Raw genomic sequence first — 15,190 nt, 5'->3', positions numbered from 1 at the left:
GTTGGTGTCGCCGATGTCGGTGTTGCCGAAGACGAAGGCATCGAGCAGTTCGCCCGACGGGCCCTTGGCGTAGCGGCTGGTGTAGTCGGAGAGCACGCCGGCCGTGGGCACGCCGTACTGCAGGGTGTTGGCCGTGGCGTTGCTGCGGTTGTCCAGGCTGTTGTAGGCCGGGTCGGCCCAGGCCGCACCGCTCACGCGGAAGCCGTACTTCTTGTCGACCACCAGGTCGAGTTCGCTCAAGAGGTCCAGGCGGTTCGCGATCAGCGAGTGGTTGCTGAAGTTGCGGTCGCCGTCGTCGAAGTTCGGGTTGCCCAGGATCGACTTGTCCTGGCCTTGCACCCGCTGGCCCAGGTTGTAGCGCAGCGTGTTGTCCCAGCGCAGGACGACGTCGGGGTTGCCGGTGTCGATCTCCATCGCGTGGGTCGAGGCAGCGAGGGCCAGCAAGGCAAGGGCGGCACTGGCGACCGCGGTGCGGCGGCAGGTGGCAACGGAGCTGAACGAAGCAGGATGGAGCAAGGGAATGTCTCTTCAGAAAGGTTTTGCGGCATCGGGATTCGCCCCGCCATGGGGAGGATCGGGAGCGGCCCGGTTCTTGTTTTTTCCAATCGGGCTTCCCGCGGAAGACCCGGCCACCTTTGACGCGGCACGAGTCGATACCTTGGGGAGCCCGAGCACTCATTCTGTTGAGAGCGTGGTCCCGTCGCCGGTCTTTGAAGTCAATTCGCTGGTCCCGCCGGACCCCGAGTGGCGCTCTTCCAGCCTGCGCCGGGCAACGGCCTAGGCCGCCGGCCGCAGGAGCGCGACGAACTCGGCCGCCGCGGGCGACAGGCTGTGCGCGCGTCGGGTGATCAGGTAGATGGGCGGCACGCGTATCGGCAATTTCGCAGGCAGTACGCGCAACACGCCCAGCCTTGCATAGTGGGCGGCCTGCGAGGCCGGCATCACGGCGGCCATGTCCGAGTGCTCCAGGAGCGCGGTCATCGCGATCGGCGAGGCTGTCTCCGTGATGCGCAAGCGCTGCTGGATGCCCGCCTCCAGCAAGGCCGCCTCGAAGCGCCCGCGCTGCGGCGAGCCCGGCGGCTGCAGCAGCCAAGGCCACTCGGCGAGCTCGCGCAGCGTGACGGACTTTCGCTTGAGCAGCGGATGCGCCTTGCGCACCACGACCACCTGCGGCTCGCCGAGCAGCAGCACGCAGTCGAAGGCCTCGGCGCGGTGGCCCTCGGTGAGCCGGCCCAGCATCAGGTCGACCTCGCCGCGCGCGAGCTGGCGCAGCATCACGTCGCTGGTGTCGACCACCACGCTGACCGCCACGCGCTCGTGCTTCTGCTGGTAGGCGACAAGGGTCGGCGCCAGCAATTCCGGCACCGCGCCGGGCACGCTGCCCACGCGCAGCGAGCCGCTGAGGCCGGAGCGCAGGGCCTCGACCTCCTCGCACACGGCGCCGAAGTCGGTCAGCACGCGGCGCGCATGACGCACCAGGGCTTCACCGTAGGGCGTGGGCGTCATCCCGCGGGCCACGCGGGTGAAGAGCGGCACGGCAAAAGTCTCTTCGAGTTGCTGCAACAGCTTGGTGGCGGCCGGCTGGCTGATGTTCATGGCGGCCGCGGCACGGCCGAGGTTGCGGTGCTGGTCGAGCAGCGCAAGCAGCACCCATTGGCGCGTGCGCAGACGCAGCAGCAGGCGCCAGGGCGGAAGGTCGGTGGAAGGCGCATTCATATACGGACGTATATGGATTCTTCAGAACTCTCGATTGGAATGGAATGGAAATCTTCCCTAAGCTGCGTCCGTCAGGCCTCGAACAAAACGGAGACAAGCCCCATGCCATTCCAACTCCTGCTGCACCGCTCGGCGTTTCGCGGCCTTGCGGCCCTGGTGCTGACCGCGGCCTCGTTCACCGCCGCCGCGGAGGCGGCCTATCCCGACAAGCCGCTGCGCATCATGGTCGGCGCCTCCGCCGGCGGCGGGACCGACATCCTCGCGCGCCTGCTCGCCGACAAGTTCGGCGCCGCGCTGAAGCAGCCGGTGGTCGTCGAGAACCGCCCCGGCGCCTCCAACACCATCGCGGCCGAACTCACGGCGCGCGCCGCGAATGACGGCAGCACGCTGCTGCTGGCCACCAATACGGGGCAGGCGGTCGCTCCTCACCTGATCAAGCTCAAGTACGACCCCCTCAAGGACCTGCAACCGGTCGGCCTGGTGGCGGTGATGCCCAACGTGCTGGTGGTGCCTTCGAATTCGCCCTATCGCAACGTAAACGAACTGGTCGCCGCGATGCGCGCCAAGCCCGGCGCATTCAGGTATGCGTCCTCGGGCATCGGCAGCACGCAGCACGTCGGCGGCGAAGCCTTCGCGCTCGCCACCGGGACCAAGGCGATCCATGTGCCCTACCGCGGCAGCTCGCAGGCGCATATCGACATCATCGGCGGACAGGTCGAGATGATGTTCGACAGCACCTCCTCGGCCATGCAGCAGATCAAGGCCGGCAAGCTGCGCCCCCTCGCGGTCGCCGCCGCGAAGCGCACACCGGAGCTGCCCGACGTGCCGACGCTCGCCGAGGCCGGTGTCACGGGCGCGGACGTCAACACGTGGTACGGGCTCTTCGTCACCGGCGGCACGCCGCGCGCGGCCGTGGAGCGGCTCAACGCGGAACTCGCGCAGAGCCTGCGCGCGCCGGATGTGCAGGAGCGCATCAAGGCGCTCGGCGGCGAGATCGCGAGCATGGGCATCGAGGCCTTCGCCGAGATGAACCGCAGCGAATTCGAGCGCTACGGCAAGCTGGTGAGGGACACCGGCATGCGTGCCGAGTGACAAGGACAGACAGGAAACAAGGACCTTCAATGAAAACCAGGAAGCCCCGAATCGCCCTGTTGCCCGGCGACCCGAGCGGCATCGGCCCCGAGATGATGGTGAAGCTGCTCGCGCGCACGCCCAACCTCGATGCGGCCGACGTGCTGATCGTCGCCGATCCGCTGGTGCTCGAAAGCGGCCAGCGCATCGCGGGCGGCTCCGCGCTCGATCCGCTTCGTCTCCAGGGCCTCGACGGGCTGCGCTTCGAGCCGGGTCGCCCGAGCCTGCTGGTGCAGCACACGATGGGCGGCCTTCCGCCGGTACTCGGCGAGTCGAACGTGCATTCCGGCAAGGCCTCCTTTGAGGCGATGGAACTGGCCACCGAAGCCGTGCGCCGGGGCCTGGTCGACGGCATCGTCTTCGCGCCGCTCAACAAGCACTCGCTGCGCCTCGGCGGATTGCAGCACGAGGACGAGTTGCGCTACATGCAGGATCGCTTCGAGGTGCCGGGCTTCGTCTGCGAGTTCAACATCACCGGCAGCCTGTGGACCTCGCGCGTGACCTCGCACGTGCCCCTCAAGGATGTCGCGGCCCTCATCACCGGCGAGGCGGTGCAGGACGCGGTGCACATCATCCGCGACGCCCTCGTCCGCGCGGGCGTCGCGGCGCCACGCATCGCGGTCTCGGGCCTCAACCCGCACGCGGGCGACGGCGGCTCCATTGGCAGCGAAGAGATCGAAGTCATCGCGCCGGCCGTGCGTGCGCTGCAGGCGCAGGGCATCGACGCACGCGGCCCGTACTCGCCGGACACGGTCTTCATCGGCGCGCGGCGCGGCGACTTCGACGCGGTCGTGTCGATGTACCACGACCAGGGCCAGATCGCGATGAAGCTCATGGGCTTCGAGCAGGGCGTGACGCTGCACGGCGGCCTGCCCGTGCCGGTGGCGACTTCGGCGAGCGGCAGCGCGTTCGACATCGCCGGGCAGGGCGTCGCGAAGATCGAGGGCTTGCAGCACGCCTTCGACCTGTGCGTTCGGATGGCGAGCGAGGCCCTCGGCGGCAGCGCCGACTCGGGCGCGGGCCTGGCGGCCGTCGCCACGGCCTGAAGACCCGCGGGGCCGCGTCGGCGCCCTGACGCGCCTACACCGCCAGGGGCGTCGACAGGCGGGACGGGCTGTCCTGCGCCGAAGCGCGCGTCGACATCGCATCGGCGGCGGCGCAGTCGTCGCACAGCGCCTCGATGGTGATCGTCCTGCGATCCAGGATCGTCATTCCCGCGAGGCGGGCTGCCTCCTTCAGTTGAACCTGGATGCCCTCGCCCGACAGACCCGGCATGCGCTGCATGACGTCCTCGTCGGATTGCTGCTCGGAGTGCTGGCCTGCGCCTTGCTCATGCGGGCGTGGAAGTGGTTTGAACTGCGGTCGAGCATGCTGTGGGCATTTCGTTTGTCGACCTGCGTGCTTCTCGTCGCCGGCATCCAGATGGCGCTCCACGGCGCGGCGATGCTCCTGACGAGCGGGCTGTTTCCTCTTGATGCAGTGCGAGTGAGCGGAATTATCGAGCCCTACCTGCCGGGCGGCGACCGGAACATGTGGCTGGTGGCCGCCATGCTGATGCTGCTCGGCGCCGTCTGGCTGCGGAGATGGTGGCGCCGGGCCTGAGGTCCGGATCGCGAGGGAGAGGATACTGGCGCCGATGTGACTCGGCTAACGTGGACGTCTCTTCCCGACTGGAGCAAGCATGGTCAAGCATTCGGATCCGAACGAGAGCAGAGCCGGTACGCTGGTCCTCGCGCTGCTGTCGCTGCTCGTGGGATGCGTGACCGGGCTCGTCTGCGCGATGTTCCGGCTGCTGCTTCAACAGGCCGATAGCCTGCGAGGCCAGTTCATCGCGTTTGCGCAGCGGGAGGGGCCCTTGGGTCTGCTGCTCGTCGTCGCCGGCGCTGCGGCCGCGACCGCTGCAGCAGCGGCCCTTGTGAGCAAGATCTCCCCGAATGCGGCTGGCAGCGGCATCCCCGAAGTCGAGGCGGCGATCAGCGGCGGCGAGCCGGGCAATCCCGTGCGCACGGCGGTCGTCAAGTTCGTCGGCGGGGTGCTGGCGATCGGGTCGGGTTTGGCCCTCGGGCGCGAGGGCCCCAGCGTGCAGATGGGGCATTCGATCGCCGATGTCTTTGCGCGGCTGTTCCACCGCAGCCAGGTCGACGCGCGGGTGCTGTTCGCTGCAGGCGCCGGCGCGGGACTCGCCACCGCATTCAATGCACCGATCGCGGGCGCAGTGTTCGTGCTCGAAGAGCTCCTGCGGCGATTCGATACGCGCACCGCGGCCGCCGCACTGGGCGCCTCGGCGGGTGCCATCGCAGTGGCGCGCATCTTCATGGGCGTGGAGCCGGATTTCACCGTGCCGCATCAGCCCTTCCCGGGCTTCGCGACGGTGCCGGTCCACATGGCGCTCGGTGTCTTTGCGGCACTCGCGGCCGCTGCATACACCCGAGCCGTCCTGGGCGCGCTGGCTGTCGCTGATCGGCGCAACGGACTTCCGGTCACGGCGCGCGCGGCATTGATCGGCGGCGCGGTCGGACTCGTGGCCTGGTTCGCGCCCGGCTGGGTGGGAGGCGGTGACGCCATCACCCAGCAAACGCTGGTCGGGGCGGGCGCGGGATCGCTGTCCGCGATCGGCTTGTTGTTCGTGGTTCGCTTCCTGCTGGGTCCACTCTCCTATGCGGCCGGCACGCCTGGCGGCCTGTTCGCGCCGATGCTGGTGCTCGGCGCGCAGATCGGCCTGGTGTTCGGCCGGCTGTACGAACAATGGTTTCCGGGCGGCCCCTCGCCCTCTGCCTACGCGGTGGTCGGCCTGGCGGCGTTCTTCACGGCTGTCGTCCGCGCGCCGCTCACGGGCATCTGCCTGACGGTCGAGATGACCGGCAGCGTCAACCTGCTGCTGCCGATGCTGGCCGCCTGCTTCGGCGCGATGGTCGTGATGAACCTGATCGGAATCCCGCCGATCTACGACCTGCTGCGCGACCGGGCCGAGCGCCGGCTGCACGCTGCCGGGAAAAACAGTCCCTGAATCAGCCCTTCGCGTCGGCGGAGAGCTGGCAACTGTTCCGTGCGGTCGAGCAAGCCTTCATGGCCTTGTCGAGGCTTGGGCGACAGCTCTTTTCCTTCGCGGTCTTGCAGAACTGGTAGTCGGCCCTGGCAGTCTGCTTGCAGGTGCTGTATTGAAGCTCGCAAGGGGTCTGGCTACCGCCATTGCCCTGCGCCGAAGCGAGGCCGGAGACGGCAGCGATGATCCAGGCAGCGGAGCGAAGCGCAATTCTTCCCATGGAGTCCTCGTGCGGTGTCTATTGCCTTGCCATTGCAATGCGCAAGGCATCTTCGGGCGAGACCAGGTGGTCCACGCTTTCGGCAGCATCGGCAATGGCAAGCTGCACCCCTTTGACGCGTCCATTGAAGGCGTTGTCCTGCGGGCCGTAGTCGGGCGACACGGGCGAGCCGCTGTCCTCGCCGACGTCGCAGCCGTCGTCGGCCGAGAAGACCATCGACTGGGTCATCGGCACCGAGCCTTCCCCGACTTTCTTGCCGTCGACGAAGAGCGTCACCTGGCCGCCCTTGCCGAGGCCCCCGCCCGCGTAGGCGAACTCCATGCGCACCTGATGGGCGCCCGCCGGGAGCGGGTCGGTCGACTCGGCGAAGTAGTGGTTCACGCCCGCGACGTTGTAGCAGTACTTGAGCTTGCCTTTGTGCGCGTAGAAGCTCCAGCCGCCGATGTTCGCGCCCTGCGCGATGATCACGCCCTGCGCACCCGAGGCCGGCACTTCGATCTCGGCGGTCACCGCATGGGACTTGTTCTTGATGCTCAGGACGCAGTTCTCCGACAGCCGCCCCATGCCGCCGAACAGCAGTTGGGTGTTGCCCCGGATCAGCACAGGCCGGCCGGCGGTGTCCGGGTTCATCTTCTCGACGACGCGGTCGTCCAGCGGCAGGACCTTGTAGCGCGTCGCCTCGATCAGCCACAGGCGCTGCAGCTCGTGCAGCTTCTCGGGCATCTGCTTGGAGAGGTCCCGCGCCTGGCTCCAGTCCTTCGTCGTGTCGTAGAGCTCCCAGACGTCGTCGTCGAAGGGGACGGTCTTGCGGCCCACGAGGATCCATGGCGTGCCGTGCTTGGTCACGGCGGTCCAGCCCTTGTGATAAATGCCGCGGTTGCCGAACATCTCGAAGTACTGGGTCTCGTGCCGCTCCGCCGCACTCGCGTCCTTAAAGGTGTACAGCATGCTGACGCCCTCGATCGGGTCCTGCGGCACGCCGTTCACGGAGACGGGCTCGGGCAGGCCTGCGGCCTCCAGGATCGTCGGCGCGATGTCGATGACGTGATGGAACTGCGTGCGCATCTCGCCCTTGGCGGTGATCCCCTTCGGCCAGTGGACGATGGTGCCGTTGCGTGTTCCGCCCCAATGGGAAGCGACCTGCTTGGTCCATTGGTAGGGCGTGTTCATTGCATGCGCCCAGCCCACGGCGTAATGGTTGTATGACTCCGGACCGCCGAGCTTGTCGTAGCGTTCCATGAGGAACTCGGGCGTTTCGAGTGCGGCGAGGCCGTTGAAATTGGCCATCTCGTTGTAGGCACCGTTCAGGGTGCCTTCGGCGGAGGCGCCGTTGTCGCCGATGATGTAGTAGACGAGGGTGTCGTCGAGGATGCCGAATCTTTCGATGCCGTCCAGCAGGCGTCCGACGTGATGGTCGGTGAACTCCATGAACCCTGCATAGACTTCCATCTGTCGGCGCAGGATGGGCTTGAGGGCTTCCGGCATGGCCTCCCATGCAGGAATCTCCTCGTGGCGGGCGGTGAGCTCGCAATCGGGGGGAATCACGCCCAGGGCCTTCTGGCGGGCGATGGTCTCCTCGCGCAGCTTGTCCCATCCCTGGTCGAACTTGCCCTTGTACTTGTCGGCCCACTCCTTGGGCACGTGATGGGGCGCGTGCGTCGCGCCTGGCGCGAAGTAGGTGAAGAACGGCTTGTCTGGAGCGAGGGCCTTCTGCTGGCCTATCCATGCCAAGGCCTTGTCCGTCATGTCCTCCATCAGGTGATAGCCCTCCTCCGGCGTCTTCTTCGGCTCCACCGGCGAGGTGCCCTCGTACAGCGACGGATACCACTGGTTAGCCTCGCCGCCGATGAAGCCGTAGAAATACTCGAAGCCGCCACCGCCCGTCGGCCAGGCATCGAAGGGCCCCACCGAACTGGTCTCCCATACTGGCACTTCGTGACACTTGCCGAACTGGGCCGTGGAGTAGCCGTTGAGCCTCAGCGTACGCGCCAGCGGCGACATGGAGTTGGGAAGCACCGAGCAGTAGCCCGGTGCGCCGGTGGCGATCTCGGTGATGCCGCCCATGCCGCAGGAGTGATGGTTGCGGCCGGTCAGCAAGGCCTGGCGCGTCGGCGAGCAGAGGGCGGTCGTGTGGAAGCGGTTGAATTTCAGGCCGCCCGCCGCGAGCTTCTCGGCGACCGGTGTCTGGCAAGGTCCGCCGAAGGCACTGGCCGAACCGAAGCCGGCATCGTCGATGAGGATGATCAACACGTTGGGTGCGCCCTTGGGCGGGCGCAGCTGATCGATCGGGGGAAATCGGGTGTCGGGGTCCCGCGCGTCGTAGGTGATGAGGCCGGACCTCGACGTGTTGCGCATCGGAAGATGCGTTCGGATCTTCTCGACTTCCGGGCCTTGGCCCTTTGGCTTGGCTTCGTTGCTCACGAGCGTCTCCTCGATGGAATCCATGGAGTTTTCGATCACCGGGCCCGAAGTATGCCGCCGAAAGCCGCGTCGGAGCAGGAATTTGGCAGGGCATGGATCGCCCCGCCGGCAGCCAGGAGGTGGGCCGCTTCCCGCAGATTCAGGGTCTGGCGTCGCGGCTCACGCGGACTTCGGCTGGGGCAGGACTGCCGTCAATGCGAAGTCGACGAGATGGAGCCAGGTCGCTTCGAGGCCCATGATGTTGTGGTGGTTGGAGCCGGCGACCGTCTGCACGCTGATGGGCGTCGGCCAGGCATCGATCAGTTTCGCCGAGCGCTCAGGGAGCACGACATCGTCCGTCTCGGCCAGCAGGGCCTGGGTCTTCGCGGCGACCTCCCTGCTGTGCGCGAGGGAGTTGAACTGATGCCGCAGCAACAGGGAGAGCGGAACCAGCGGGAAGCGCCTCTTGGCGACCTCGAGCATCGAGTCGTAGGGCGTGACCAGTTGCAGGCTCGAGAAGTCCCGTCGCGCCACGAGCTGAATGGCCACGCCGGTGCCCAGGCTTCGACCGACGACGTGCAGGCGTGCATTCGGGAAGGCGCGGCGGAGATGATCGGCGAACTGGACCGCGTCCTTGACCGAAGCGATCTCGGAAGGATGGCCTTCCGAGTCGGCCACGCCACGGTAGTTGACGGCGGCGAACCCGAAACCCTCGGGAAGCCAGTGCAGCGCCTGCGCAGTGGCCCGGACGTCCTCGCCTCGACCGGCGAAGTAGATGAACAGGTCGTGCAGCGCATCCTCGCCCTGCGGGTGATAGACATACCCTCTGACCATCCCTCCGGGCACCGTGTGGGAGTAGGTGGAAAAGTCGTCGGACAGGTGGACGACAGGATGCTTGCGGGCGTCGAACAGGATGTGTCCCTGCCTCATCGCGAGGAGGGTCCAGTAGGCTGCGATGCTTCCGATCGCGGCGGCCGAGGCGGAGAGTGCGATGCGGGCGGCTTTGGATGACAAGGAATGCTCCGGAGGAAGGATCAAGGTGCGAAGGCCCGTGGCCTCACCACCGCGGTACGGGCTCGTCCTTGAGCTGCTTGCGCAACAGCTCATAGTCCGGCATCACGCTCTCCACCGTCTCCCAGAACCGCGCGCTGTGGTCCATCACCCGGAGATGGCTCAGCTCATGCGCCACCACATAGTCGATCACCGACATGCGGAAATGCACCAGCCGCCAATGCAGGCGGATCGCGCCATCCGCGCTCGCGCTGCCCCAGCGCGTCGATGCGTTCGACAGCGACAGCTTCTTCCACTTGACCCCGAGACGCGGCGCGAAGTGATCGAGCCGTTCCATGAAGATGCGACGGGCCTGCCGCATGAGCCAGGCCTGGGCGGCGTCGCGGATCTGCGCGGGCGTGGCGTTGTTCGCCAACGCGAGACGCAGGATGCGCGTTCCGGTCTCCGTGCCCGCGTCGAGCACCGCCCCGATGCCGTCGAAGGCGTGGTGCGGGTCGAGCCGGACGGTCACCGTCTGGCCCAGGAAGGGAAAGGCGACGCCGTCCTTCCACTCAATGCGTGCGGCTTCGAGCCGTTCATGGCGCTGCTGCGTCTCGGTCAGCTTGCGCAGGATCCAGCTGGACTTTTCGAGCACGGCCGCGTCGACGTCGCGCAGCGCCACCCAGCGCGGCGCGCGGACCGACAGCCCCTCGGCGCCGACGACGAAGCCGATGGTGCGGCGTTTGCCGCGCGTGAATTCATAGGCCACGCGGGCGTGGCCCAGCATGACTTCGCGCGTGGCGCGCGGATGCACGAAGCTCGCGGGACTCAGCGCATCTTCCAGCGAGATCGAGGGCAGGTGGCTGTCGGGCGCGGGCGGCTCGGGCGCCCGGGCCACCGGCGGCGGCTCGGCGGCAGGAGCATCGAAGAGATCGAGCGTGAACTGCAGCAGGCTGCGCATGTCGGTGGTCGGGCTCAGGCGGCCGTGGATGCCGTCGCCGGTTCGGGCGCGTAGGCCTCGGGGTCGAGCCGGCGCATCTCGCTTTCGATCCAGGCCTCGACCTCGCGCATCAGTTCGTCGGGGCGGCGACCGACGCTGGGAATGGCCGGGCCGATCGACACGTCGACCACGCCCGGGCGCTTGATGAAGGCCTTGCGCGGCCAGACCTTGGCCGATGTGACCGCGACGGGAATGACAGGCACGCCGGTCTCGCAGGCGAGCCGCGTACCGCCGGTCTTGTAGGTGCCCTGCTGCCCGCGCGGAATGCGCGTGCCCTCGGGGAACATGATGATCCAGATGCCCTGCTCCAGCAGCTTGCGGCCTTGCGCGACGACCTTGTTGAAGGCCTGCGTGCGCTGGCTGCGGTCGATGTGGATCATGTCGAGCCGCGCCATGGCCCAGCCGAAGAAGGGCACGTAGATGAGTTCCTTCTTGAACACGAAGGCCAGCGGATGCGGCATCAGCGTCGGCATGAGGAAGGTCTCGTAGGTCGACTGGTGCTTGACCAGGAGCACGGCGCCGGCGAGCTTGTCGGTCGGCAGGTTCTCCATGCCGGTGACGCGGGCGCGGATGCCGAGCAGCACGCGCGCGCCACCGATGGCCCAGTTGAGCCATTGCACGGCCATCCAGTACAGCGGAATGCCGCGCCGCCAGATGGAGCAGACGCACATGATGATCCCCCAGGGGATCACGGTGACGAGCATCCACAGCGCGTGGACGATGGAACGGATCAGGGACATCAGACGGCGACCTTCAGGGCGGCCTGCTCTTCTCGCTGGAGCAGGAAATCGACGAACGCGGCAAGGTCCTCGTGCACGATCGTGTTGGGCGGGTATTCGGGCGGCAGCGGCACGCCACGGCAGGCGGCGCCCATGCCGGTGAGCAGCAGGTGCGGCTCGCAGCCGGCGGCAGCGCCGGCCAGCAGATCGCGCAGGCTGTCGCCGGCCGTGGGCACGTGGGCCAGGTCGACGCCGTAGCGTTCGCCGATCTGGCGGAACAGGCCCGGCTTGGGCTTGCGGCAATCGCAACCTTCGTCAGGGCTGTGAGGGCAATAGAAGACGGCTTCGACCCGGCCCCCGACGGCCGCCAGCATCTTGTGCATCTTGGCGTGCATGGCGTTGAGCGACGCGACGTCGAACAGGCCGCGCCCCAGGCCGGACTGGTTCGATGCGATGACGACGTGCCAGCCCGCATGGTTGAGGCGGGCGACGGCTTCGAGTGCGCCGGGCAGCGGCGTCCACTCGATGTCGCTTTTCACGAAGTCCTCGCGGTGCACGTTCAGACTGCCGTTGCGGTCGAGGATGACGAGTTTCATGGCGTGCCGATCGGAGTTCAGGCGGCGAGACGTTCGAGCTGCGCGACGCGGTTCATCGCGTTGTGCAGCAGCATCAGCAGGCCGAGGCGGTTGAGGCGCAGGTCGGACTGTTCGGCGTTGACCATCACGCCATCGAAGAACGCATCGACGGGCTCGCGGAACGCGGCCAGGGTCTGGAGCGATGCGGTGTAGTCGCCTTCCTCGAACTGCGCATTGGCCTGCGGCACGATGCGCTGCATGGCGGCGTGGAGCGCTTTTTCGGCAGGCTCCTGCAGAAGCAGCACGCTCACGTGGGCATCGGCCTCGGGTGACTTCTTCAGGATGTTGCCGATGCGCTTGTTGGCCGCGGCGAGTGCCGGCGCTTCGGGCAGGGCGGCGAAGGCGCGCACCGCGGCGAGCAGCTTCGGCACTTCGCCGAGGCGCTGCGGGCGTGGTGCCAGCACGGCATCGACTTCCTGCGCGCTGGCGCCCTGCTCGCGCAAGGTGCCGGCGAGGCGGTCGTAGATGAAGGCTTCGAGCGCGTCGGTCGGGTCGGTCAGCGCGACATCGCCGGCCTTGGGTGCACCGAAGGCGGCGAAGGCTTCGCCGAGCACGGCGCGCAGTTCGAGCGGCAGGTTGCGCTCGGTCAGCATGCGGATCACGCCCAGTGCATGGCGGCGCAGCGCGAAGGGATCGCGATCGCCGGTCGGCAGGTTGCCGATGCCGAACATGCCCACCAGCGTCTCGAGCTTGTCGGCCAGGGCCACCACGACGCCCACGAGGTTGCGCGGCAGTTCGTCTCCGGCAAAGCGCGGCTTGTAGTGGTCTTCGATCGCGTCGGCCACCGCGGCATCGAGGCCGTCGTGCAGCGCGTAGTAGCGACCCATGATGCCCTGCAGCTCGGGGAATTCGCCGACCATGTCGGTCACGAGATCGGCCTTGGCCAGCTGCGCGGCCTGCGTGGCCTGACGCGCCAGCGCCGCATCGCCCAATTTTTCAGCGAGGCCGCGCGCGATGCGCATCACGCGCTCCACGCGTTCGCCTTGCGTGCCGAGCTTGTTGTGATAGACCACCTTGGCCAGCGACTCGACACGCGAGGCCAGCGACTTCTTGCGGTCCTGGTCGAAGAAGAACTTGGCATCGGCCAGGCGCGGGCGCACCACGCGCTCGTTGCCGCCGATCACGGCGCTCGCATCGTCCGGCCGGATGTTGCTCACGACGAGGAACTTGTTGGTCAGGCGACCGGCCGCGTCGAGCAGCGGGAAGTACTTCTGGTTGGCCTTCATCGTGAGGATGAGGCACTCCTGCGGCACATCGAGAAACTCGCGCTCGAACTCGCACAGCAGCACGTTCGGGCGCTCGACCAGTGCGGTGACCTCGTCGAGCAGCGCGTCGTCGAGGATCGGCTGCGTGTTGCCGCCGACCTTCACCGCGGCTTCGGCCAACTGGCGGGCGATCTCGAAGCGACGCGCCTCGAAGCCGGGGATGACGGCGCCTTCGTCGGTCAGTTGCTGCGCATAGCTGTTGGCGTCGCGCAGCACGATCGGATCGACGGCCGCCTCGAAACGGTGCCCGTGTGCTTCACGGCCCGCCTTCAGGCCCAGCGCCTCGACCGGGAGGATCGCATCGCCATGCAACGCGACCAGGCCATGCGCCGGGCGCACGAAGCTCACGCTGGTCCAGCCCGGCAGTTCGCAGCCCGATTCGAGCTGGTAGCTCATGACCTTCGGGATCGGCAGCTTCGCGATCGACTCGGACAGTGCCTTCTGCAAGCCTTCGGCCAGTGTCGCGCCCTTCGCGGTGCTCTCGTAGAAGAGCGCTTCGGCCTTGCCGTCCAAGGCGCGGCGCAGCCCCGGCACGGCCGACGCATCGGCGCCGAGCCCGGCCAGTCGCTTGAGCAGCGCGGGCGTTGCATTGCCGGCGGCATCGAGGCCCACGGTCACGGGCATGAGCTTTTGCGAGACGGCCTTGTCGGCGGCTTGCGCCAGCACGTTCGTCAGGTGCGCGGCAAGCCGGCGCGGCGAGGCGTAGGCGGTCAGCGCCGAGCCGGCATCGGCCAAGCCCTGTGCGACGAGCTGGTCGCGCAACACGGCGGCAAAGGCATCACCGAGCTTCTTCAGCGCCTTGGGGGGAAGTTCCTCGACGAAGAGTTCGACGAGCAGGTTGTTCTTGTCGGTCATTGCTCAGGCCGCCTTCTTCGTGATCTGTGCGACCCACTCGCGCGGCGCCATCGGGAATCCGAGCCGTTCCCGGCTCTCGTAGTAGCTCTGCGCGACGCTGCGCGCGAGATTGCGGATGCGGCCGATGTAGGCCGCGCGCTCGGTCACGCTGATCGCGCCGCGCGCGTCCAGCAGGTTGAAACTGTGCGCGGCCTTGAGCACCTGCTCGTAGGCGGGCAGCGCGAGCTGTTGCTCCATCAGGTTCTTCGCCTGCTTCTCGTGCGCGGCGAAGGCGGTGAAGAGGAAGTCGGCGTCGCTGTGCTCGAAGTTGTAGGTCGACTGCTCGACCTCGTTCTGCTTGTAGACGTCGCCGTAGCTGAGTCCGTCCGTCCACGTCAGGTTGTAGACGTTGTCCACGCCCTGCAGGTACATCGCGAGCCGTTCGAGCCCGTAGGTGATCTCGCCGGTGATCGGCCGGCAGTCGATGCCGCCGACCTGCTGGAAGTAGGTGAACTGCGTCACCTCCATGCCGTTGAGCCAGACCTCCCACCCAAGGCCCCATGCGCCGAGCGTCGGGTTCTCCCAATCGTCCTCGACGAAGCGGATGTCGTTCTTCTTGAGATCAAAGCCCAGCGCTTCGAGCGAGCCGAGATAAAGCTCCAGGATGCTGCTCGGCGCCGGCTTGAGCACCACCTGGTATTGGTAATAGTGCTGCAACCGGTTCGGGTTCTCGCCATAGCGGCCATCCTTGGGCCGCCGGCTCGGCTGCACATACGCGGCCTTCCACGGTTCGGGACCGAGCGCACGCAGGAAGGTCGCGGTATGCGAAGTACCCGCCCCGACCTCCATGTCGTACGGCTGCAGCAACGCGCAACCCTGGTCGGCCCAATAGGCCTGAAGCTTGAGAATGATTTGTTGGAAGGTCAGCATGTTTGGCCCGATGCCCGCGGCAGCAACAAGCCCCACGCGGCGAACCGATCATTTTAAGAGCCGCCCAGCCCAGCCCCTCCTGATCCAGACAAGACCGCCCCAGGCAAGCCCTCCCCTTTCAGAAATACCGCGGACCCGGCTTTGCCGGGCCGCCGGTATTGCCCCCTGCAAGGGGGTAGGCGAAGCGACACGAAGTGCGCGCAGCCTGGGGGTGTGCCAGGAACACCGCGGAACCGGCTCCGCCGGGCCGCCGGTGTTGCCCCCTGCAAGGGGGTAGGCGAAGCGACACGAAGTGCGCGCAGCCTGG

General features: G+C 67.5%; 15 protein-coding genes. 4 read left to right on the top strand and 11 right to left on the bottom strand.

Going from position 1 to position 15,190, the window contains the following annotated elements; translation table 11 throughout:
• The coding region (locus ACSFBL_RS24120; RefSeq protein WP_435518329.1) for a DUF1302 domain-containing protein at positions 1-516 on the bottom strand (516 nt) is incomplete at its 3' end.
• Positions 517-777: 261 nt separating this feature from the next.
• Positions 778-1,716 carry a LysR family transcriptional regulator gene (locus ACSFBL_RS24115; protein WP_435518328.1) on the bottom strand — a complete coding sequence of 313 codons (939 nt, stop codon included), beginning with the start codon at positions 1,714-1,716 and terminating at the stop codon, positions 778-780.
• A gap of 102 nt (positions 1,717-1,818) precedes the next feature.
• On the opposite strand from ACSFBL_RS24115, the gene ACSFBL_RS24110 reads away from it, so the two are divergent.
• On the top strand, positions 1,819-2,808 hold the full coding sequence (locus ACSFBL_RS24110; RefSeq protein ID WP_435518327.1) for a Bug family tripartite tricarboxylate transporter substrate binding protein: 990 nt from the start codon (positions 1,819-1,821) through the stop codon (positions 2,806-2,808).
• A 29-nt stretch (positions 2,809-2,837) separates the two neighbouring features.
• Positions 2,838-3,893: a 4-hydroxythreonine-4-phosphate dehydrogenase PdxA gene (locus ACSFBL_RS24105; RefSeq protein WP_435518326.1), complete on the top strand. Its 1,056-nt coding sequence runs from the start codon at positions 2,838-2,840 to the stop codon at positions 3,891-3,893.
• Positions 3,894-3,927: 34 nt separating this feature from the next.
• Here the strand turns inward: ACSFBL_RS24105 and ACSFBL_RS24100 are convergent, their stop codons facing one another.
• Complete coding sequence (locus ACSFBL_RS24100) at positions 3,928-4,131, bottom strand: hypothetical protein (protein WP_435518325.1); 204 nt, start codon at positions 4,129-4,131, stop codon at positions 3,928-3,930.
• 15 nt (positions 4,132-4,146) lie between these two features.
• Here ACSFBL_RS24100 and ACSFBL_RS24095 point away from each other — a divergent pair, with 15 nt between their 5' ends.
• Positions 4,147-4,449 carry a hypothetical protein gene (locus ACSFBL_RS24095; protein WP_435518324.1) on the top strand — a complete coding sequence of 101 codons (303 nt, stop codon included), beginning with the start codon at positions 4,147-4,149 and terminating at the stop codon, positions 4,447-4,449.
• A gap of 79 nt (positions 4,450-4,528) precedes the next feature.
• Positions 4,529-5,854: a ClC family H(+)/Cl(-) exchange transporter gene (locus ACSFBL_RS24090; RefSeq protein ID WP_435518323.1), complete on the top strand. Its 1,326-nt coding sequence runs from the start codon at positions 4,529-4,531 to the stop codon at positions 5,852-5,854.
• A gap of 1 nt (position 5,855) precedes the next feature.
• On the opposite strand, the gene ACSFBL_RS24085 is transcribed toward ACSFBL_RS24090, so the two are convergent.
• The 8 genes from ACSFBL_RS24085 to glyQ form a co-directional block, all read right to left on the bottom strand.
• Positions 5,856-6,110 (bottom strand): hypothetical protein, encoded by a 255-nt coding sequence (locus ACSFBL_RS24085; protein WP_435518322.1) that lies wholly within the window; start codon positions 6,108-6,110, stop codon positions 5,856-5,858.
• An 18-nt stretch (positions 6,111-6,128) separates the two neighbouring features.
• Positions 6,129-8,555 (bottom strand): arylsulfatase, encoded by a 2,427-nt coding sequence (locus ACSFBL_RS24080; RefSeq protein WP_435518321.1) that lies wholly within the window; start codon positions 8,553-8,555, stop codon positions 6,129-6,131.
• A gap of 135 nt (positions 8,556-8,690) precedes the next feature.
• A complete protein-coding gene (locus tag ACSFBL_RS24075) occupies positions 8,691-9,524 on the bottom strand; it encodes an alpha/beta hydrolase (protein ID WP_435518320.1) in 834 nt (277 codons plus the stop codon).
• A gap of 43 nt (positions 9,525-9,567) precedes the next feature.
• The gene (locus ACSFBL_RS24070) at positions 9,568-10,461 is read right to left on the bottom strand and encodes a M48 family metallopeptidase (RefSeq protein WP_435518319.1); all 894 of its coding nucleotides are present in this window, start codon (positions 10,459-10,461) and stop codon (positions 9,568-9,570) included.
• Between the two features lie 14 nt (positions 10,462-10,475).
• Positions 10,476-11,240 carry a lysophospholipid acyltransferase family protein gene (locus tag ACSFBL_RS24065; RefSeq protein ID WP_435518318.1) on the bottom strand — a complete coding sequence of 255 codons (765 nt, stop codon included), beginning with the start codon at positions 11,238-11,240 and terminating at the stop codon, positions 10,476-10,478.
• Positions 11,240-11,815, bottom strand: coding sequence for a D-glycero-beta-D-manno-heptose 1,7-bisphosphate 7-phosphatase (gene gmhB, locus ACSFBL_RS24060; protein ID WP_435518317.1), 576 nt, complete (start codon positions 11,813-11,815; stop codon positions 11,240-11,242). The genes ACSFBL_RS24065 and gmhB overlap by 1 nt, the downstream gene beginning before the upstream one ends.
• Before the next feature lie 17 nt (positions 11,816-11,832).
• Positions 11,833-13,974, bottom strand: a complete 2,142-nt coding sequence (gene glyS / locus ACSFBL_RS24055; RefSeq protein WP_435518316.1) for a glycine--tRNA ligase subunit beta — start codon at positions 13,972-13,974, stop codon at positions 11,833-11,835.
• A 3-nt stretch (positions 13,975-13,977) separates the two neighbouring features.
• Positions 13,978-14,883: a glycine--tRNA ligase subunit alpha gene (gene glyQ, locus ACSFBL_RS24050; protein WP_435518315.1), complete on the bottom strand. Its 906-nt coding sequence runs from the start codon at positions 14,881-14,883 to the stop codon at positions 13,978-13,980.
• Positions 14,884-15,190: the final 307 nt, after the last annotated feature.

This window comes from Variovorax glacialis (assembly GCF_051216375.1).
Classification (GTDB): domain Bacteria; phylum Pseudomonadota; class Gammaproteobacteria; order Burkholderiales; family Burkholderiaceae_C; genus Variovorax.
The sequence above is the reverse complement of the archived record's forward strand: the minus strand, read 5'-3'. Positions and strand labels throughout refer to the sequence as shown.